Genomic DNA, 18,877 nt, shown 5'->3' with positions numbered 1-18,877 from the left:
GGGAGGCCAGGCTGAACCGCAGCCTGTAGCCTCCCCGAGCGTTTCTGGACTAAGCATGAGAATACTGATCATTGGCCCCAGCTGGGTCGGCGACATGGTGATGGCGCAGACCCTGTTCCAGTGCCTGAAACAGCAGCACCCCGACTGCGTGATCGACGTGCTGGCCCCCGAGTGGAGCCGGCCGATCCTCGAACGCATGCCCGAAGTGCGCCAGGCCTTGAGCTTTCCGCTCGGCCACGGCGCACTGGAGCTGGCCACGCGGCGGCGTATCGGCAAGTCCCTGGCCGGCCAGTACGACCAGGCCATCCTGCTGCCCAACTCGTTGAAGTCGGCGCTGGTCCCCTTCTTCGCCGGCATTCCCAAACGCACCGGCTGGCGCGGCGAAATGCGTTTCGGCCTGCTCAATGACGTGCGCAAGCTGGACAAGGCCCGCTACCCGCTGATGATCGAGCGTTTCATGGCCCTGGCCTACGCCCCTGGTGCCGAATTGCCGCAACCGTACCCGCGCCCGCACCTGCAAATCGAAGCCCAGAGCCGCGAGGCTGCCCTGGCCAAGTTCGGCCTGGAGCTCGACCGTCCGGTACTGGCGCTGTGCCCCGGTGCCGAGTTTGGCGAGGCCAAGCGCTGGCCGGCCGAACACTATGCCGCTGTGGCGGATGCGGTGATCCGCCAGGGCTGGCAGGTATGGCTGTTCGGCTCGAAAAACGACCACCCGGTGGGCGAGCAGATCCGCGACCGGCTGATCCCGGGGTTGCGCGAAGAGTCCGCCAACCTGGCTGGCGAAACCTCGCTGGCCGAGGCTATCGACCTGATGTCGTGCGCGCAGGCCGTGGTGTCCAACGACTCGGGGCTGATGCACGTGGCGGCTGCGCTCAACCGCCCGCTGGTGGCCGTGTATGGCTCCACCTCGCCCGGCTTCACCCCACCGCTGGCCGAACAGGTGGAGGTGGTGCGCACCGGTATCGAGTGCAGCCCGTGCTTTGACCGCACTTGCCGCTTCGGCCACTACAACTGCCTGCGCCTGCTGGAGCCCGGTAAAGTCATCGCCGCCCTGCACAGCCTGAGCGGGCCGGACCTGATCGATGCCGCGGCCGAGGTCGACTAAGTGCGGGTACTGATCATCAAGACCTCATCCCTGGGTGACGTGATCCATACCCTGCCGGCACTGACCGATGCCGCCCATGCGCTCCCGGGCATCCGGTTCGACTGGGTGGTGGAAGAAGGCTTCGCCGAAATCCCCAGCTGGCACCCGGCGGTCGACCAGGTCATCCCGGTGGCCATCCGCCGCTGGCGCAAGAACCTTTGGCAAACCCTCAAGAGCGGTGAGTGGAAGGCCTTCAAGCAGCGTTTACGCGCGCGCAAGTACGACCTGGTGATCGACGCCCAAGGCCTGGTCAAGTCGGCCTGGCTCACCCGCTACGTGAAGGCCCCGGTGGCTGGCCTGGACCGCTATTCGGCCCGTGAGGGGTGGGCCAGCCGCTTTTATGACCGGCGCCTGTCGGTTGCTACCGGCCAGCATGCGGTCGAGCGGGTGCGCCAGCTGTTCGCCATGGCCCTGGCCTACGACCTGCCCGAAGGCATCGGCAACTACGGCCTGGACCTCGAGCGCCTGCAACTGCCGCCAGCGGCGCCCTATGTCGTGTTCCTGCATGGCACCACCTGGGCGACCAAGCACTGGCCGGAAGCCTACTGGCGCGAACTGGCCGAGCGCATGGGCCGGCGCAAGCTGGAGGTGCGCCTGCCGTGGGGCAACCCGGCGGAGAAGGCGCGGGCCGAGCGCATTGCCCAGGGCTTGAACAATTGCCAGGTGCTCCCCAAATTGAACCTTGCCGGTGTTGCCCGCGTGCTGGCAGCGGCAAAGGCCTGCGTGGCGGTCGATACCGGCCTGGGCCACCTGGCCGCGGCACTCGATGTGCCGACCATTTCGTTATTCGGCCCGACCAACCCGGGCCTGACCGGCGCCTACGGACGGACCCAGATTCACCAGGCCAGTGACTGGCCCTGCGCGCCCTGCCTGCAGAAGAAGTGCACCTACAAACCGAGCGCCGATGACCTGGCCCGGTTCGATCTCAAACGCGAGTGGCCACTGTGCTTCACTCGCCTGAATCCCGAGCATGTGGCGAGCCGCTTGAGCGCGTTGCTGCTGGCTGAGGATGTCCGTTGATGCAACTGGCTTTCGTACTTTACAAATATTTCCCCTTTGGCGGGCTGCAACGCGACTTCATGCGCATTGCCCTGGAGTGCCAGAAGCGTGGCCACCAGATCCGTGTGTACACGTTGATCTGGGAGGGCGACATTCCCCCAGGCTTCGAGGTGCTGGTGGCGCCGGTCAAGGCGGTCTTCAACCACCGGCGCAACGAGAAGCTCAGTGCCTGGATGGCCGCCGACCTGGCCAAGCGCCCGGTCGACCGCCTGATCGGCTTCAACAAGATGCCGGGGCTGGACGTGTACTACGCCGCCGACGGCTGCTTCGAGGACAAGGCGCAAACCCTGCGTGGCGGCCTGTACCGCCGTTGGGGCCGCTACCGGCACTTTGCCGAGTACGAGCGTGCGGTGTTCGCCAAGGACGCGCATACCGAAGTGCTGATGATTTCCGAAGTGCAGCAGCCGCTGTTCATCAAGCATTACGGCACCCCGCTGGAGCGCTTCCACCTGTTGCCGCCGGGCATTTCCCAGGACCGCCGCGCGCCGGCCAATGCCGCCGAGATTCGCGCCGAGTTCCGCAAGGAGTTCAACCTGGGCGAGGGTGACCTGCTGCTGGTGCAGATCGGCTCGGGCTTCAAGACCAAGGGCGTGGACCGCAGCCTCAAGGCGCTGGCGGCACTGCCGTCGGCGCTGCTCAAGCGCACCCGGTTGATGGTCATCGGCCAGGACGACCCCAAGGTATTCCAGCTGCAAAGCGCTACCCTGGGCCTGGGCGATCAGGTGCAGTTCCTCAAGGGCCGTAGCGACATCCCGCGCTTTCTGCTGGGTGCCGACGTGCTGATTCACCCGGCGTACAACGAAAACACCGGTACAGTGCTGCTCGAAGCGCTGGTGGCCGGTTTGCCGGTGCTGGTGTCCAGGGTGTGCGGCTATGCCCACTACATTGCCGAGGCCGACAGTGGCCTGGTGCTGGACGAGCCGTTCGAGCAGGACCAGCTCAACAGCTACCTGCAGCGCATGCTGGAAGACCCGCAGGCCCGCGCCAGCTGGTCGCGCAACGGCCTGGCATTCGCCGAAACCGCCGATCTGTACAGCATGCCGCAGCATGCTGCCGACGTGATCCTGGGGCAGAAAACCGCATGAAGCTGATACTGGCCGAACCCTTCAAGCACCTGTGGGCCGGGCGCGATGCCTTCGACGCCGTGGAGGCGCTGCAAGGCGAGGTCTATCGCGAACTCGAAGGCCGCCGCACGCTGCGTACCGAGGTGGCTGGCGAGGGCTTTTTCGTCAAGATCCACCGCGGTATCGGCTGGGGCGAGATCTTCAAGAACCTGCTGACCGCCAAGCTGCCGGTGCTCGGTGCCGGCCAGGAGTGGCAGGCGATCCAGCGTTTGCATGAAGTGGGCGTGCCGACCATGACCGCGGTCGCCTACGGTGAGCGCGGCAGCAACCCAGCCGCGCAGCATTCGTTCATCATCACCGAAGAGCTGGCGCCGACCATCAGCCTGGAAGACTTCAGCATCGACTGGGCCAGGCAGCCGCCCGAGCCGCGCCTGAAGCATGCGCTGATCGCCGAGGTGGCGAAAATGACCGGCGGCATGCACCGCGCCGGGGTCAACCACCGCGATTGCTACATCTGCCACTTCCTGCTGCACACCGACCGCCCGGTGACGGCGGATGATTTCAAACTGTCGGTGATCGACCTGCACCGCGCGCAAACCCGGGCGACAATCAGCCGGCGTTGGCGTGACAAGGACCTGGCGGCGCTGTACTTCTCGGCGCTGGACATCGGCCTTACCCAACGCGACAAATTGCGCTTCCTGCGCGCGTACTTCCAGCGCCCGCTGCGGCAAGTCCTCAAGGACGAAGCCGCGCTGCTGGCCTGGCTGGAGCGCAAGGCGCAGAAACTCTACGATCGCAAGCAACGCTATGGGGATGCACTCTAATGGCGAGTTGGACACTGGCGCCGGGTTACCAACACCTGGCGGCGGACTTCGGCAGCCTCGATGCGGTATTTGCCATTCAGGGCGAACGCCTGACCCGCGACCCGCTCAGCGAGGTGGTGCGCATCGAGCGTGATGGGGTCAACTATTACGTCAAGCGGTACACCGGTGCCGGCAAGCACATGCGCCGCTACCTGGGCCGGCCGCGCATCAAGGCCGAATGGCAGAACCTCAAGCAGTTCGCCAAGTGGGGCATTCCCACCGCCGAAGTGGTGGCCTGGGGCCTTGAGCGCAATGGCCTGGCTTTTGGCCGCGGGGCGATGATCACCCGCGAGCTGCCCAACACCGAAGACCTCTCGGCCCTGGCCGAGCGCAACGATGCGCGGCTGGCCGATCGCACCTGGGTCGACCATATCAGCCGCCAGTTGGCCCGCCATACCCGGGTGATGCACGAACACCGTTTCGCCCACAACGACCTGAAGTGGCGCAACCTGCTGGTCGATGACCAAGGCACGCTGTTCTTCATCGATTGCCCCACTGGCGATTTCTGGCGCGGGTTCATGTGGCGGCACCGGCTGATCAAAGACCTGGCCTGCCTCGACAAGGTGGCCAAGTACCACCTCTCGGCTACCCAGCGCCTGCGTTTCTACCTGCAGTACCGTGACCGTAACCGGCTTGATGCGCGCGACAAGAAACGCATCCGCCAGGTACTGGGCTTTTTCGAGGGAAGGGAATGACCGACTACCTGGCCAGCGCAGAACTCGCGCTGCTCAAACGCCATGGGCTGGATGACTTCGAGGCGCTGTGGGCGCTGCAACTGGACGCCGTGGACGAGCCCAACACCGGCCGTGGCGGCTGGAGCAGCGTGTTCCGCCTGGAGCTCGAAGGCAAGGGGTACTACCTCAAGCGCCAGTGCGACTACCTGACCCGCACCCTGCACCGGCCGTTTGGCGAGCCAACCTTCGCCCGCGAATTCCGCAATATCAGCCGTTATCAGAAGTTGCACATTCCGGCCTTGCAGGCGGTGTTCTACGGTGAGCGCAAGCAGGGCGGCCAGCACCGGGCGATTCTGATGACCCGTGCCCTGGACACGTGGGCCGACCTCGACAGCCTGCTGGGCCAATGGCCGCAGTTGGGCGAGGCCGAGCGCAACGGCATCCTGCAGGCGTGCGGCCAGCTGGCGCGTACCCTGCACGGCGCCGGCCAGGTGCACGGCTGCTTCTACCCCAAGCACATCTTTCTGCGCCAGCGCCGCGAGGGGTGGGACGCCCAACTGATCGACCTGGAAAAGACCCGGCCGTTGCTGTTCGGCATGCGTGACCGCCTCAAAGACCTGGAGCCGCTGCTACGCCGCGCCCGGGCCTGGAGCGAGGCCGATGTCCGCACCTTGCTGGCCAGCTACCTGGCGCAGCCCGCCGAAGGCACGCTGGTCGACACCTGGCTGCAACGCCTGACGCAACGCCGTCGTGAAAAAGAGGCCCGCTGATGCGTTTGTCTGAACTCAAGGCTGCCGGGCGTAGCCCGTCACTGCCGCTGACCCTGACCTTGGCCGATGCCGCCGGCAGCGCCGACCTGCAGCTGCTCAGCCTGTTGCGTGTGCTACCGGGCCAGCGCTATGTCGGCGCCGGTGTATGGCGCGGGACGCCGGTACTGGCCAAGTTGTTGGTGGGTGCTAACGCGGCGCGGCATTTCCAGCGCGAATTGCAGGGCGTGAAACTGTTGGCCGGGCAGGGGCTGACCACGCCCAGGCTGCTGGCCGACGGGCTCAGGGAAGGCGAAGGTGGCTGGCTGCTGTTCGAATTCCTCGACGGTGCCCAGAGCCTGGCCGATGCCTGGGGCGCGGTGGAAAACCTGCCGGTGCTGGCCGACGCGCAGCATCAGGTGCTGGGTGAGGCGCTGACGGCCGTGGCGCACATGCACGCCAAAGGCCTGTGGCAGGAAGACCTGCACCTGGACAACCTGCTGCGCCACGCCGGCAAGCTGTACCTGATCGATGGCGCCGGCATCAAGGCCGAAACCCCTGGCCAGCAACTGTCGCGCCCGCGGGTGCTGGAAAACCTCGGGGTATTCTTCGCCCAGTTGCCCAAGCGCCTGGAGCCGTTCATCGAAGAGTTGCTGGTGCATTACCTGCTGGCCAATGCCGAGCACGCGCTGCCACTGGAAGCCTTGCAGAAGCAGGTGGACAAGGTGCGCAGCTGGCGGCAGAAGGACTACCTGGAAAAGGCCGGGCGCGAATGCAGCCTGTTCAGCGTACAGCGCAGCTTTTCGGGCTTGCGTGCGGTTCGCCGCAGCGAGGTGGGCGCCATGCTGCCAGTGCTGGAACAGGCCGATGCCTTGATCGACCAAGGCCACCTGTACAAGACCGGTGGCGCCGCCAGTGTGGCGCGTATCGAGGTGAATGGCCGGCAGTTGGTGCTCAAACGCTACAACATCAAGAACACCGCGCACTGGCTCAAGCGCTTCTGGCGCCCGAGCCGGGCCTGGCATTCGTGGATCGAAGGGCACCGCCTGGAGTTTCTCGACATCGCCACGCCACGCCCCTTGGCGGTGCTGGAGCAGCGGGTGCTGGGCCTGCGCAGCCGTGCCTACCTGGTCACCGAGTATGTCGATGGCCCAGACCTGACCGCGTGCTTTGCGCCCTACGTGGAAAGTGGCGAGGCACCGCAAGAACAGCTCGATGCGTTGGTGCAGGTGATGCAGCAACTGATCCGCGAACGCATCAGCCACGGCGACTTCAAGGGGCACAACCTGTTCTGGGACAACGGGCGCTGGTCGCTGATCGACCTGGACGCCATGTGCCAGCATGCCACCCAGCTCAGCTTCGCCCCCGCCTATGCCCGCGACCGGGCACGGCTGCTGCGCAACTGGCCAAGTGGCAGTGCCTTGCATCAGCGGTTGGACGGACTGTTGCCGCGGCTTACCGAATAACAGTCTGGAAACGCCAGCCAGTCACTGCTTCGGCCGGGCTGGCGAACCCGGATGCGCCACTGGTCCCCCTGCCAACGGACAATGGCCCAGGCGATGGGCCTGCGGTCCGGTTGCCCGGGCATCAGCAAATGGTAATGGTTGTCCAGCAAGTGCGCGCGCAGCGGCAACGCCTGGCTGCCTGCGACCAGAAAGTACTCCCGGCCCAGGCGGTACAGTCCAGCGGTGTCGGTTGGCTCGGCGCCAGCCGGGTACGTGGGCAGTTGGCACGCTTCGAACAGCGCCTGCAAGTCGGGTAGCCCGTCATGCCACAGCACTACCGAGTCCACTACCCATTCGCCGTCTTCGCGGCGTTTGACCGGTACCTTGGTATAGGCGTCCGGCATCCGCGGGTCTACTACACGCCAGCGGTAGCCGTCGAAAGCGACCTGGTACGTAGCCCCGCTGGCATCCCTGATGTAGTAGAAGCTCAGGCCAGGGTACGGCGAGGGTTGCTCGTAGATACCTTCTTTGTGAATGCCATCGACGCGGTAACGCAGTTTTTCACGGTTGATGTTCACGCTTGCCGAAGGCGGCAACTTCAGCGGTGGAGGCGAGGGTATTCCACGCAACGCGCGGCGCATCACGGTTGTTCCACCCAGGTTGTTGACGGCGTCGTTGGCGTAGGTGAAGGCGTCGACGATGTGTTTCAACACGTCAACGCGTTGCCCTTGTTTGAAGGCCTTGTGCGCATCGATCACCGACAGGATCGAACGCCCCAACGATACCGCCACCAGTGCCCGGTTGGGCAACACGAAGCTGATCAAGTCCAGAATGAGCGTCAGCCCGCGCAGGCCGAGCTCGCCCAGCAGTTCCCGCCGGGTATTGGTGCTGGCATCGACCGCGGCCAGCATGGCATTGACTTCAGCGAGGTAGCGGGCCTGGTGGAAATCGCCGGTGATCGTCGGGCGTAGTACATGGGGCCCCATGCCGCCTTTGGTCAGCCATAGCTCGATTTGCTCACGGTCGGCCAGCGGCAGGCGGTCTTTCAGGTAATCGCGCAGGGCAGGTTGTTTGCGCAGGGTCTTGAGCATGTGCCGGGTATTGCGAAACTCACGCCAGGCACGGCGGTCGGGGGCGTCCGGGGTGTAGACGATGAAGCGGGCGAAGCCTGGGCTGTCTGGGGTGACCAGCATGATGCCTTGCAGCGTATGCCCACCGATCAGCAACTGGCGCACGCTCAGTTGCGCTACGTCTGCCTGTTGGCGGGCATGGCTTTGCGGGTATTCGAGCAAGGTGGTGATCCAGGTGAACCCGCGCTCGAACGGGTCTTCGAGAAGGTGGCCGGCATAGTGCGCCTTGGCCGCTTCGGCGCGCATGCGCGCATGGCTGATGGCGACATAACTGTCCTGCCGCCACTGTGCCTGCGGCGATGTCAGCAAATGGGTGCGCAGGTATTGGCTGTAGCTTTCACCCACATCCAGCTCACGGACCAGCTGCTTGACCTGGCTTGGGCTTACGCCAGCGACGGTCACGCCTTGCTTGTCGTGCACCCTCGCCGTCAACCAGTAGTCGATATCGAGCAAGCTGACGTTGACCAGCGCCAGCTCGTCGATGCGGTAGGTCTGCTGGACCAGCTCGATGCTGTCGCCAACCTGCGGGCGGCTGGCGACGGGTATCCAGGGGCCGGTAATGCTGGGCGGCAACACAGGGCCTATGGGCCTGGCCAGGGTAACGCTGACATACACGTCGAGCGGGTCGATATCCAGCAGGTGACGTTGGCGCAGTTGCGTGCGCAGGCGTTCACGCGTCCAGGCGAGCAGGCCATTGCGGTCGACGAATTGCTCAAGGCTCAGGATACCGGGTGCCGCCGCCTTGTCGATGGCGATCACCAGCTCTTGCAGGGTTTGCATGATGTGCGTGAGGCCCTGTGCCGAGGCGTTTTTCAGCCAGGCTGGCGAGTTGCGCTCCAGCAGCAGGCCGTAGCGTGTCTGTAGCGCAGAGCGGCTGTCGGCCCATGGCAACAGATCGGCGGCCTCGGCCAGGTCCGCTGTCAGCTTGGGCCAGTCCACCGCCGCCTGCTGCGCAGCTTCCTGCCAGGCCTGGGTCAGCGAGGCGTGCTGGCCGTCGATCAAGGCCTGAGCCTGTGCCTGAATCATGTCCTCGTTGAACCATTCATAGCGCAGGCGCTCGGCGTTGCGGGCGTTGTCGCGATCGTGTTCGTTGCTCATGTGCCGCAGCAGTGGCCGGCTTTGCTGCACGTCGTCCAGGCGTTCGCAAAGCTCGGTGTGCAGCTCGGCAAGGCTATCGAATGCTTCGATGCCATGGGACAGGCTGCACAGCAGCGCGTAGTCGGTGGTGTTGCGGGTGTCTGGCATGCGGCCCTCGGGCCCGCCTTCGACGATCACGAAGGTGCCGGGCAGGTAGCTACGCCAATTGGGTGTGGTGATGTCCAGTACGGGGCGGTAGATCTGCGGCCGTTGCGCGGCTGGTAAATGCTGGCGCTGCGAGGGCAGCGGCCTGTTGGCGCAGCAGGTGACCAGCTCGGCATGGCTCGAACCCAGCGTGTGGTCATCGCTGCGCAACGCGATTTGCGCCAGCAGTTGCTGGCGCAGCAGCGTAGCCAGGCGTGCCCGCCGGTTTTCGCCGCTCGCGGTGCCAAGCCAGTATTGCGCAAGGTCGGCGAAGTAGCGCTGCCGTGCGTTCAGCAGCGGCAGCGACGGGTCGGGCGCGGGGGGTGGGGTGAGCAGGGCGCTCAGTTGCGCATCGAAGGACTTGAAGTGTGTCAGGCTCATGGCGGGCTCCACGGTGAACAGGCCGTGCAGCTTGGTCCCAACTGTTGATACAGGCGTGTTAGCTGTTTACCTCATTTGCCGCTCAGCCCACGGAACCCGAGCCATGCCGGAATGCCCAGCCCCAGCCAGGCCAGGGCGTCCCAGGCGCCGTCCCCGAGCAGCGCGGCGAACAGGCCGGCTGCGCCCAGTGCGGCGATGAGCCCAGGCCAGGCGAAGATCTGCCTGGTGCTGCGTGACGTGTGGCTCACGGGCGCGCCCCCCTGCTGCTGCGCAGCTTGGTCCACCACAGGTAGAGGCCGCTGCCGAGTACGATGATCGTCAGCACGTCCAGTGCTGCCCACAGCACCTGCATGGGCCGCCCGCCGTAGTCGCCAAAATGCAGGGGTTGCGACAGGCCCATGGCATCCATGTACCAGGGGCGTTCGCCGACGGCGGTCACTTGCAGCGTGCGTGCATCGATCAGGACCGGGGTCAGCAGGTGCGAAGTGAGGTGCGTGGCACCTTTCATGAACACCGCGTAGTGGTGCTCACTGGAGAAGCGTGTACCGGGGAAGGCGATGAAGTCTGGGCGCATGCCGGGGGCGGCCTGTTTGGCGATGGCCAGCAGGTCGCTGGCCGCAGCGCGTTCGCCCAGCGGTGGGGCGTTGCGGTAGGGCGCCACCATGGCCGCCAGGCTGTCGTTGCGCCAGGCAGCGATCACCAGGTCGGACAGGGCGCTGATCACGCCAGTTACACCGACAGTCAGTGCCCAGGCCAACGTGACGATGCCGATCAGGTTGTGCAGGTCGAGCCAGCGCAGGCGCCGGGATTTGTCGTGGCGCACGCTGGCGAAGCCCAGCCGGCGCATGAACGGGGCATACAGCACGGTGCCGGACACGATCGCGACGACGAACAGCACGCCCATGAAGGCCAGCAGCAACTTGCCCGGCAGGCCGGCGAACATGTCCACGTGCAGGCGCAGCATCAGCATCATGAAGCCACCGTTGGCGGCGGGCATGGCTACCGCTTCGCCTGTGCGGGCGTCGAGCATGAAGGTGTGCGACAGGTTGGGCTCGGTACCGGCGGTGGCGGCGGTGATGGCCACCACGCCGTCGGGTTGGTCTTCTTCATAGCCAAAGTACTGCATGACCTCGCCGGGGCGGTGCTGCTCGGCCTTGAGTACCAGCTGTTGCAGGTCTAGGTGCGGGGTGCCGGGGGGCATTTCGCGCAGTTCGGCGGCTTCGCCCAGCAGGTGTTCGAGTTCGTGGTGGAAGATCAGCGGCAGGCCGGTGAGGGCGAGCAACAGCAGGAACAGGGTACAAACCAGGCTGCTCCAGGTGTGGACCGCTGACCAGCGGCGGATGGTTGGGCTTTTCATCACGGTACCGTTTTTTGCCTGAGGAATTGGAGGGGGCCGCAACGCGGCCCCGGCTCACTCAGAACTTGTAGGTGGCGCTGGCCACGACACTCCGCTCGTCGCCGTAGTAGCAGTAGTACGAGTCACAGGTGGAGAGGTAGTGCTTGTCCAGCAGGTTGTTCGCATTGAGCGCGACCGACGCCCCTTTCAGGCTGTTGTCCAGGCGGCCCAGGTCGTAATGCACCGCTGCATCGAACACCGTGTAGGCATTGGCCTTGCCCAGCCAGGTGTTGCCTTGGTCACCATAGGTATTGCCGGTGTAGCGTGCCCCCAGGCCGATGCCGAAGCCGTCCAGTACGCCCGAGTGGAAGGTGTAGTCGCCCCACACCGAGGCTTGCTGGTTAGGCATCAGTTGCAGGCGGTTGCCCTTGAACTGACCATCCTGCACTTCGGATTTGGCCAGGGTATAGGCGGCAATTACCTTCAGGTTGTCGGTAACGTCGGAAACCGCTTCAAGCTCCAGGCCGCGGACTTTCACTTCGCCGGTCTGGCTGGTGACACTGGTATTGCCGTCGTTGCTGGTGACCAGCACATTCTTTTGAGTCAGGTCATACACCGCGGCCGAGAGCAGCGTATTTGAACCGGGGGGCTGGTATTTGACACCCAGTTCCCACTGCTTGCCTTCGGTTGGTTTGAACGACTTCAGTGGGTCCGCATCGGCCTTGCTGGCGGGCTGGAAAGATTCTGCATAGGACAGGTAAGGCACAAACCCCGAATCGAAGACGTAACTGATCGCCGCGTTGCCGCTGAAGTTACTGTCGCGCTGGGTGTTGGTAGCGTCGCCTTTGTTGAAGAACGTTGTACCGGTGTGTACCCAGTCCTCCCGACCACCCAAGGTCAGCCGCCAGTTGCCCAGCGCCATCTGGTCCTGCACGTACAGGCCGGTCTGAATGGTTTTCTGGTCGTAGTCGTAGTAGGCAGTGGAACGGTCCGGTCTGCTGATCGGCAAACCGTAGACCGGGTCGTTGACATTGATGGGCGGCGCAGCGCCATAGATCGTCAGGAAATTGTTGTTGGTACGTTGGTGGTCCAGGCCGACCAGCAAGGTGTGGCTGATGGCGCCTGTGCTGAAATCACCCTGAAAGTTGTTGTCGACGGCGAACTGGCTGATGTCCTCGTCAACGTTGGTGGTACTACGCCCCACGTTGCCTTGGTCGTCCACGACCATGCCGAACTCTGGCAAGTAGCTGTTGACGGTGATCGTCTGGAACGACAGCTCGGACTTGGTATAGCGCAAGTTTTGCCGGAACTGCCACACGTCGTTGAAACGGTGCTCGAACGCGTAGCCCAGCGCGTAGTAGGTACGGTCGTAGAATTCGTAATTAGGGTCACCCAGGTTCTTGTGGTGCGAGATCTTGCCGAACGGCATGTCGATCTTGGTGCCCTGGATCGGTCGGAACTGGCTGGTTACCCCGGTGTCGTCGCGGGTGAACTGGGAGAGGAAGGTCAGCGAGGTATCTTCGTCCACGTTCCAGGTCAGGCTCGGGGCGATGTTGTAGCGCTTGTTGTCGATGTGATCGACCTGCGTACCGCTGTCACGGATCACACCGCTCACGCTATACAGCAAGCGGCCGTCGTCATCGATCTTGCCGGTGCTGGCGAAGTTGATCTGGCGGTGGTTGTCACTGCCATATTGCAGTTCGACTTCATGCGCGCTTTCGGCTTGCGGGCGGCGGCTGACCATGTCCAGCAGGCCGCCGGGCGGGGTCTGGCCATAGACCGAAGAAGCCGGGCCACGCAGCAGCGCCAGGCGGTCGAGGTTCCAGGTTTCGGCTTTCGGGTTGGCGTACACGCCACGTGGCAACGGCAGGCCATCCAGGAACTGGGTGGGCTCGAAGCCGCGCACACGCATCCAGTCATAGCGGGTGTCGCTGCCGAAGCTGGCAGAGACGATGCCTGGCATATAGCGCACGGCATCGTCGAGGCTGTGCACGCCGCGGTCTTTCATCTGCTCGCGGGTCGCCACGGAAATGGACCGTGGGACTTCGACCAGGGCGGTGTCGGTCTTGGTGCCGGCGGCCGTGCGCTGGGCCAAGTAGCCGTCGACCGGGCCCCACGCGCTTTCACTGGCGCTGTTGGCGTTCACGGTGATTTCCGGCAAGGCCAGGCTGCCCTCCGGCACCGCGACCAGGCTGTAGCTGCCCGCGCTGCTCTGCTGCAATTGCAGGCCGCTGCCCAGCAGCGCTGCCTGCAAGGCGCCGAGGCCGTCATAGCGGCCGTTGACCGGTGCCGAGGTGCGCCCACTGACCAGCGCCGGGTCAAGGGCCAGGGCGATACCGGCCTGGCTGGCGATCTGGTTCAGGGCAGTGGCCAGCGGTGCGCTGGGCAGGTTGTAGGCGCGCAGCGCGGATTGCTCGGCGGCGAACAAGGCAGGGCTGACCAGCGGCGCGGCCATGCCGATGGCCAGGGCCATCAGGCTGGGGCGCAGGATACGATCTACGGCACGGGACATGCGGCGGTTCCTCGACGGGTAAGTGCTTGCTGCATCCTTGCCGAGCGAGAATCGAAAAGTGACAGGGCGAATCTGAAAAAAAGTGAGAATTGTTTATAAAAGCAGGGGCGCCTGCGATCAGGCTGCTACAGCGCTACTTGGGCGTGACCTTCACCCACCACTGGGTATGCCGCTCGACCTTCACCGGCAGCACCGGCTCCAGTGAGGCCAGTGCCAGGTCGGTATCGGTCAGCGGGAAGCTGCCGCTTACCCGCAGGTCGGCGACCGCTGCATCCACGCCCAGGTAGCCGCTGCGGTACTTGCCCAGCACCGCCAGCAAGTCGCCAAGGCGTACGTCGTCGACCACCAGCATGCCGCGCGTCCAGGCATCGGCACCGGCCGGCACTGCGCTGACCTGGCCCAGGCCATCGGCATGCATCAGCACCTGCTGGCCTTCGCGCAACACCTGCTCGTCACCGCTGTTATGCGGCATGGCCGCGACCGACGCTTGCAACACTTCAAGGCGCGTGCCTGCGGCTTCACGACGTACCAGGAAGCGCGTGCCCAGTGGGCGCAAGCGGCCATCGTCGGTGCGCACCAGCAGCGGGCGTGGGTCCTGGTGGCCGGTATCGACCGAGATTTCACCCTGGTGCAGCACGATCACCCGTTGCGCACCGGCGTAGTCGATGTCTACCGCGGTGTGGGTATTGAGGCTCAACAGGGTGCCGTCGGCCAGGCGCAAGGTGCGCAACTCGCCGGTGGCGGTACGCTGGTCGGCAAGCCAGTAGCTGGGCGCCAGTGACGGTGCGCCAACCCAGGCCAGCAGCGAGCCGAGCAGGAACATGCCGGCCAGGCCGCCGCCGACCTTGCCGATGCGCCGGCGCAGGCTGGCGCGCGACTGCAGCAACGCCTGGCGCGCCGGGCCGGCGGCTGCGCTGAGCCGCTGGTCCATGGCGCCGAGCTGTCGCCAGGCGCGCGCGTGTTCTTCGCTGGCGGCATGCCAGCGCATGAACTCGCCACGTTCGGTAGGGCTGTCGCTGCCGCCGTCGAGGTTGAGTTTCCAGGCAATGGCAGCTTCCAGTACACGCGACGAGACCGGTGCGTTGCTCACGTCGGCTCCCCGTACAGGGCCACGTAGCACTGGCGCATACCCTGGGCGAGGTACTGGCGCACCCGCGACACCGAAACGCCCAGGCGCTCGGCGATTTCGGCATGGCCCATGCCATCCAGGCGGTTGTGCAGGAACGCCGCGCGGGCTTTGCTCGACAGCTTGCCAAGCAGGCGGTCGATGGCTTTGAGGTCTTCCAGAATCAGGTGCTGTACTTCGGGGGAGGGGTGTTCGGCTTCCGGCACCAGTGCCAGTTCCGCGAGGTAGGCCTGTTCCAGTGCGGCGCGCCGGAAGTGGTCGAACATCAGCCCCTTGGCCACGGCCGCAAGAAAGGCACGCGGTTCGCGGGGCGAGGCCAGTTGCTCGCGGCCTAGCAGGCGCACGAAGGTGTCCTGGCTCAGGTCTTCGGCACGTTGGCGGCAGGCCATGTTGCGTTGCAACCAGGCGAGCAGCCAGCCGCGGTGATCGCGGTACAGCGTACCGACCAGATCGGCGTGTGGGCTCTGTGCAGAAGGCAAGCAGCGTCCCCCCGGAACGTATGCATTAACTAACGATAATTATTCGCGATTGTTGCAGAGGGGAGGGGGTGGGTGCAATGGACGCTTATCGGTTCGCCTGCATGGGGTTGGCCAAAGGCCTGCGGTTTCACCGGCGCTGCGTAGCCCTGGCCTTACATGCCATGGCTCTGCACCTTGCGTCGCTGCCAGCTGCGCAGGCGCTGTTCCAGTTGCAGCGGGCTGTCCAGTTGTTGGCGCCGGGCCTGGCTGAACAGGATCAGCACAAGTTCTGCGGTGACCTGGGCATCAGCGCTGGCGTGGTGGCGTTCTTCCACCTGTAGCCCAAAGCGCGCCACCCAGTCATCCAGGCCCGCCTCGCGCAGAACCGTGTCGGGGTTGAGCATCGGCGCCAGCTCGGCCACATCCAGAAACGGCGACTGCAAGCGGTAACCCAGGCTTTCTTTCAGTGCCCGCGCCAGCATGCGCTGGTCGAACGGAGCATGGAATGCCAGCACCGGGCTGTCGCCAATGAAGTCGAGCAGGTCCAGCAAGGCTTCGGCGGGCTCGCAACCGGCCGCCAGGGCGCTTGGCCCTAGCCCGTGAATCAGCACGCTGGCGTTGGTTTTCAGCAGTGGCCGCTGCAGGGTGCGTTCAAATTGCTGGGCAAAGTCGATGGCCCCGTCCTCGATGGCCACTGCGCCGATCGACAGTACCTGGTCACGGTTGGGGTTGAGCCCGCTGGTTTCCAGGTCCAGCACCACCCAGCGCTGCTCACGCAACGTGCACACACCCAGGGGCGCGGGTTTAGGTTGCCGGGCCAGGCGCTGGCGCGTGGCAGGGTCCAGCTCGGGTGTGCCGGGGCGCAGCCAGGCGAACAGGTTCATAACTGGTACCGCAGGGCCAGGCTGCTTTGCAGGCGCTGGGCCTGGCGCAGGGACTCGCGCAGGATACGCCGGTCCAGGTGGTTGAGGCTGTCCGGGTCAAGCCGGTTGGAATACGGCAGGTTGGCGCGGGCCTGGCGTTGATGCTGTTGCATGCGGGTCTGCTGAATGAAGTGATACGCCTCTTCATAGGCCGCGCCGTCCAGTGCTTCGATTACCCCTTTGGCGACCAGCTGGCGCAAGCGCTCCAGGGTATTGCAGGCGCCGATGCCATTGGCCAGCGCCAGCAGCCGGGCACCATCGACGAAGGGCGTCAGGCCCTGGACCTTCAGGTCGAGTGTGGCCGCCTTGTCATTGCCTTGGCGGGTCAGCACGAACTCGCGCAGGCGGCCCACTGGCGGGCGCTGGCGCAGGGCGTTTTCCGCCATCATGCGCTGGAATATACGGTTGTCGGCCACCTGCGCCAGCACGCCTTGGCGCAGTTGCTCGCAGCCCTGATCGTCGCCCCACACCACCCGCAGGTCGAAGTAGATGCTTGAGCCCAGCAGGTTTTCCGGGCTGGCTTCGCGGACAAAACCGGCAAAGCGCCGCGCCCACTCGGCACGCGACAGGCACAGCGCAGGGTTGCCGGCCATGATGTTGCCCGTACACAAGGTGAAGCCACACTGGGCCAGGCATTGGTTGATGTACTGTGCCAGCGGCAGGAGGCGGGCACGGATGGCGTCGGCCTCGGCACTGTCCAGCGCCTCGAAAAGGATGCCGTTGTCCTGGTCGGTGTGCAGGGTCTGTTCGCGACGCCCTTCGCTGCCAAAGCACAGCCAGCTGAAAGGCACCCCAGGGTCGCCCCGTTCAGCCAGGGCCAGTTCGATGACCCGGCATACCGTGTGATCGTTGAGCAGGGTGATGATCTGGGTGATCTGGGTGGACGAGGCGCCGTGGGCGAGCATCCGTTCGACCAGTTGGCTGATCTCGCCGCGCAGCGAGACCAGGCTGTCCAGCCGCGGTGCATGGCGAATGGTGCGTGCCAGGTGCACCAGGTCGACCCGTTGCAGCGAGAACAGGTCGCGCTCTGAAACCACGCCACACAGCCGGCCGTTTTCCACCAGGCACACGTGGGCAATGTGCCGCTCGGTCATTGCCATGGCTGCGTCGAAAGCACTGGCCTGTGGGCTGAGGTAGAACGGCTTGGCAGTCATGTGCCGGGCAATCGGCGCACCCAGCTCGGCGTCCGCCGCGGCCACCACCTGGCGCAGGTCGCGCAGGGTGAAGATGCCGGTGGGGTAGCGCTGCGCGTCAACCACAACGATACTGCCCACCTGCTGCTCGTGCATCAGCCGCACGGCTTCGCGCAGCGGCGTATCCGCGCTGCACACCACCGGGTGCCGCATGGCCAGTTCGCCCAGCGGCGTGTTCAGCGAGTACTGGGTACCCAGGGTTTCCACCGCACGCTGGCGAACCTGCTGGTTGACCTGGTCGAGCAGGCTGCTGACCCCGCGCAGGGCAAAATCCCGAAACACTTCAGACATCGAGAACACGCGGATGAACGCTGCCTTGTTCAGTTGCAGGCAGAAGGTGTCTTCGCCGGCCAGATGCTCGGTGCGGGTGGCCCGTTCGCCGAGCAGGGCGGCCAGCGGGAAGCACTCGCCGCTGGTGATTTCGAAGGTGGTTTCGACCCCCGGTTTCACCAGGTGCTGACGCTCGCCCACCACCCGCCCCTGCTTGACGATGTAGAAATGCTCGACCGGCCCGTCTGCCGGCTTGACGATGCTTTCGCCGCTGGCATAGAAGCGCAGCTGGCACTGCTCGACCAGGTAGGCAAGGTGGCTGTGCTCCATCTGGTTGAATGGCGGAAAGCGCTGCAGAAACTGCAGCGTGCCCTGAATGTTCTGCAGCACTGCGGTCCTGCCCGCCTGGCTGTAGGCGTCCTTTTTGCTCATGAAACCGACCGTATCGCTATGCCGAACTATATATATCTATATATAGGTGCCGGCCATGTTGTTCTCTGCCTCCATGGTCGGCTTGCGGCGGGGTGGTGCCCATTGGACGTAAGTCTATGAGCCCCTGTCAAAGACCCGACGAAAGGTGAATCGGGTCACGCAAGTTCTGCGGTCCTATGGCTGAAGCGGAATTTTCTTGACGAGATGGCCATGCCTGAGCAAATCGATATTCTAAGCGACGAAGAGCGCGAGGCATTGGGTATGGCCAGTGCGCCGGTGGTCGTAAAGCCGTTGGTGCTGGTGGTGGACGACAACGCGGTGAACCGTGAAGCGTTGATCCTGTACCTGAAAAGCCGGGGCATTGAGTGTGTGGGCGCGGACGGGGCCGAGGAGGCCAGGTTGTACCTGCATTTCGAGCCGCGCATCGGCTTGATGATTACCGATTTGCGCATGCAGCCAGAGGATGGGCTGGAGCTGATCCGCAAGATTCGCGAGTCGGAGCGGGCAGCGTTGTCGATCATCGTAGTGTCGGGCGACACCGATGTGGCAGAGGCGGTGGACGTGATGCACCTGGGGGTGGTGGACTTCCTGCTCAAGCCGGTGGACCTGGGCAAGTTGCTGGAGCTGGTGAAGAAAGAGCTGAAGCTCGATTGAAGAGTCGCCCGTCTCTCACAGAGGCCGCACAGATTCCGAAACCTGTGCAGCCCCTGTGGGAGATTCTATGGTTCCTGGCAAGGGTAGCCGGAGCATCTTCAGCGCCTGGGAGATCGAGCGCCGCCCGCGCGGCGCAATCGCGAGCTGCGCTCGCTCCTACGTTTGTTTCGGGCCAGTAACGCCTGT

General features: G+C 64.8%; 16 protein-coding genes. 8 read left to right on the top strand and 8 right to left on the bottom strand.

Translation table 11 applies throughout. The annotated features are described in order from the left end of the window. Positions 1–55 precede the first annotated feature (55 nt). The 7 genes from waaF to EGJ22_RS18540 are packed head-to-tail and all read left to right on the top strand — an operon-like array spanning position 56 to position 7,016. On the top strand, positions 56–1,105 hold the full coding sequence (waaF, locus tag EGJ22_RS18570; RefSeq protein WP_029885036.1) for a lipopolysaccharide heptosyltransferase II: 1,050 nt from the start codon (positions 56–58) through the stop codon (positions 1,103–1,105). Beyond that, on the top strand, positions 1,106–2,164 hold the full coding sequence (gene waaC / locus EGJ22_RS18565; RefSeq protein ID WP_029885035.1) for a lipopolysaccharide heptosyltransferase I: 1,059 nt from the start codon (positions 1,106–1,108) through the stop codon (positions 2,162–2,164). It begins immediately after the preceding gene. Then, positions 2,164–3,288, top strand: coding sequence for a glycosyltransferase family 4 protein (locus tag EGJ22_RS18560; RefSeq protein WP_029885034.1), 1,125 nt, complete (start codon positions 2,164–2,166; stop codon positions 3,286–3,288). The genes waaC and EGJ22_RS18560 overlap by 1 nt, the downstream gene beginning before the upstream one ends. Continuing rightward, a complete protein-coding gene (gene rfaP, locus EGJ22_RS18555; protein WP_029885033.1) occupies positions 3,285–4,091 on the top strand; it encodes a lipopolysaccharide core heptose(I) kinase RfaP in 807 nt (268 codons plus the stop codon). Before EGJ22_RS18560 ends, rfaP begins: the two co-directional genes overlap by 4 nt. Further along, complete coding sequence (locus EGJ22_RS18550) at positions 4,091–4,825, top strand: lipopolysaccharide kinase InaA family protein (protein ID WP_029885032.1); 735 nt, start codon at positions 4,091–4,093, stop codon at positions 4,823–4,825. The genes rfaP and EGJ22_RS18550 overlap by 1 nt, the downstream gene beginning before the upstream one ends. Then, positions 4,822–5,574 carry a lipopolysaccharide kinase InaA family protein gene (locus tag EGJ22_RS18545; protein WP_029885031.1) on the top strand — a complete coding sequence of 251 codons (753 nt, stop codon included), beginning with the start codon at positions 4,822–4,824 and terminating at the stop codon, positions 5,572–5,574. Before EGJ22_RS18550 ends, EGJ22_RS18545 begins: the two co-directional genes overlap by 4 nt. Continuing rightward, positions 5,574–7,016 (top strand): lipopolysaccharide kinase InaA family protein, encoded by a 1,443-nt coding sequence (locus EGJ22_RS18540; protein WP_029885030.1) that lies wholly within the window; start codon positions 5,574–5,576, stop codon positions 7,014–7,016. Before EGJ22_RS18545 ends, EGJ22_RS18540 begins: the two co-directional genes overlap by 1 nt. Here the strand turns inward: EGJ22_RS18540 and EGJ22_RS18535 are convergent. The 8 genes from EGJ22_RS18535 to EGJ22_RS18505 all read right to left on the bottom strand — a co-directional run bounded on the left by EGJ22_RS18535 (position 6,977) and on the right by EGJ22_RS18505 (position 18,037). After that, positions 6,977–9,787, bottom strand: coding sequence for a dermonecrotic toxin domain-containing protein (locus EGJ22_RS18535; protein ID WP_029885029.1), 2,811 nt, complete (start codon positions 9,785–9,787; stop codon positions 6,977–6,979). The genes EGJ22_RS18540 and EGJ22_RS18535 overlap by 40 nt on opposite strands. 71 nt (positions 9,788–9,858) lie before the next feature. Further along, complete coding sequence (locus tag EGJ22_RS26185) at positions 9,859–10,035, bottom strand: hypothetical protein (RefSeq protein ID WP_009683340.1); 177 nt, start codon at positions 10,033–10,035, stop codon at positions 9,859–9,861. Beyond that, positions 10,032–11,144 carry a PepSY domain-containing protein gene (locus tag EGJ22_RS18530; RefSeq protein ID WP_029885028.1) on the bottom strand — a complete coding sequence of 371 codons (1,113 nt, stop codon included), beginning with the start codon at positions 11,142–11,144 and terminating at the stop codon, positions 10,032–10,034. Before EGJ22_RS18530 ends, EGJ22_RS26185 begins: the two co-directional genes overlap by 4 nt. A 58-nt stretch (positions 11,145–11,202) precedes the next feature. After that, a complete protein-coding gene (locus EGJ22_RS18525; RefSeq protein ID WP_064314695.1) occupies positions 11,203–13,635 on the bottom strand; it encodes a TonB-dependent siderophore receptor in 2,433 nt (810 codons plus the stop codon). Positions 13,636–13,768: 133 nt separating this feature from the next. Continuing rightward, positions 13,769–14,725: a FecR domain-containing protein gene (locus EGJ22_RS18520; RefSeq protein WP_029885026.1), complete on the bottom strand. Its 957-nt coding sequence runs from the start codon at positions 14,723–14,725 to the stop codon at positions 13,769–13,771. After that, a complete protein-coding gene (locus tag EGJ22_RS18515) occupies positions 14,722–15,240 on the bottom strand; it encodes an RNA polymerase sigma factor (protein ID WP_029885025.1) in 519 nt (172 codons plus the stop codon). Before EGJ22_RS18515 ends, EGJ22_RS18520 begins: the two co-directional genes overlap by 4 nt. 152 nt (positions 15,241–15,392) lie before the next feature. After that, complete coding sequence (locus tag EGJ22_RS18510) at positions 15,393–16,103, bottom strand: PolC-type DNA polymerase III (RefSeq protein ID WP_029885024.1); 711 nt, start codon at positions 16,101–16,103, stop codon at positions 15,393–15,395. After that, positions 16,100–18,037, bottom strand: coding sequence for a DUF294 nucleotidyltransferase-like domain-containing protein (locus EGJ22_RS18505; RefSeq protein ID WP_054904272.1), 1,938 nt, complete (start codon positions 18,035–18,037; stop codon positions 16,100–16,102). Before EGJ22_RS18505 ends, EGJ22_RS18510 begins: the two co-directional genes overlap by 4 nt. Before the next feature lie 210 nt (positions 18,038–18,247). On the opposite strand from EGJ22_RS18505, the gene EGJ22_RS18500 reads away from it, so the two are divergent. Then, the gene (locus EGJ22_RS18500; protein ID WP_029885022.1) at positions 18,248–18,691 is read left to right on the top strand and encodes a response regulator; all 444 of its coding nucleotides are present in this window, start codon (positions 18,248–18,250) and stop codon (positions 18,689–18,691) included. Positions 18,692–18,877: the final 186 nt, after the last annotated feature.

The sequence above is a fragment of the Pseudomonas sp. p99-361 genome (genome assembly GCF_003935475.1).
GTDB classification, from domain to species: Bacteria; Pseudomonadota; Gammaproteobacteria; order Pseudomonadales; family Pseudomonadaceae; genus Aquipseudomonas; species Aquipseudomonas juntendi.
Note: the sequence above shows the minus strand (reverse complement) of the source record. Positions and strands in the feature narration are given on the sequence as shown.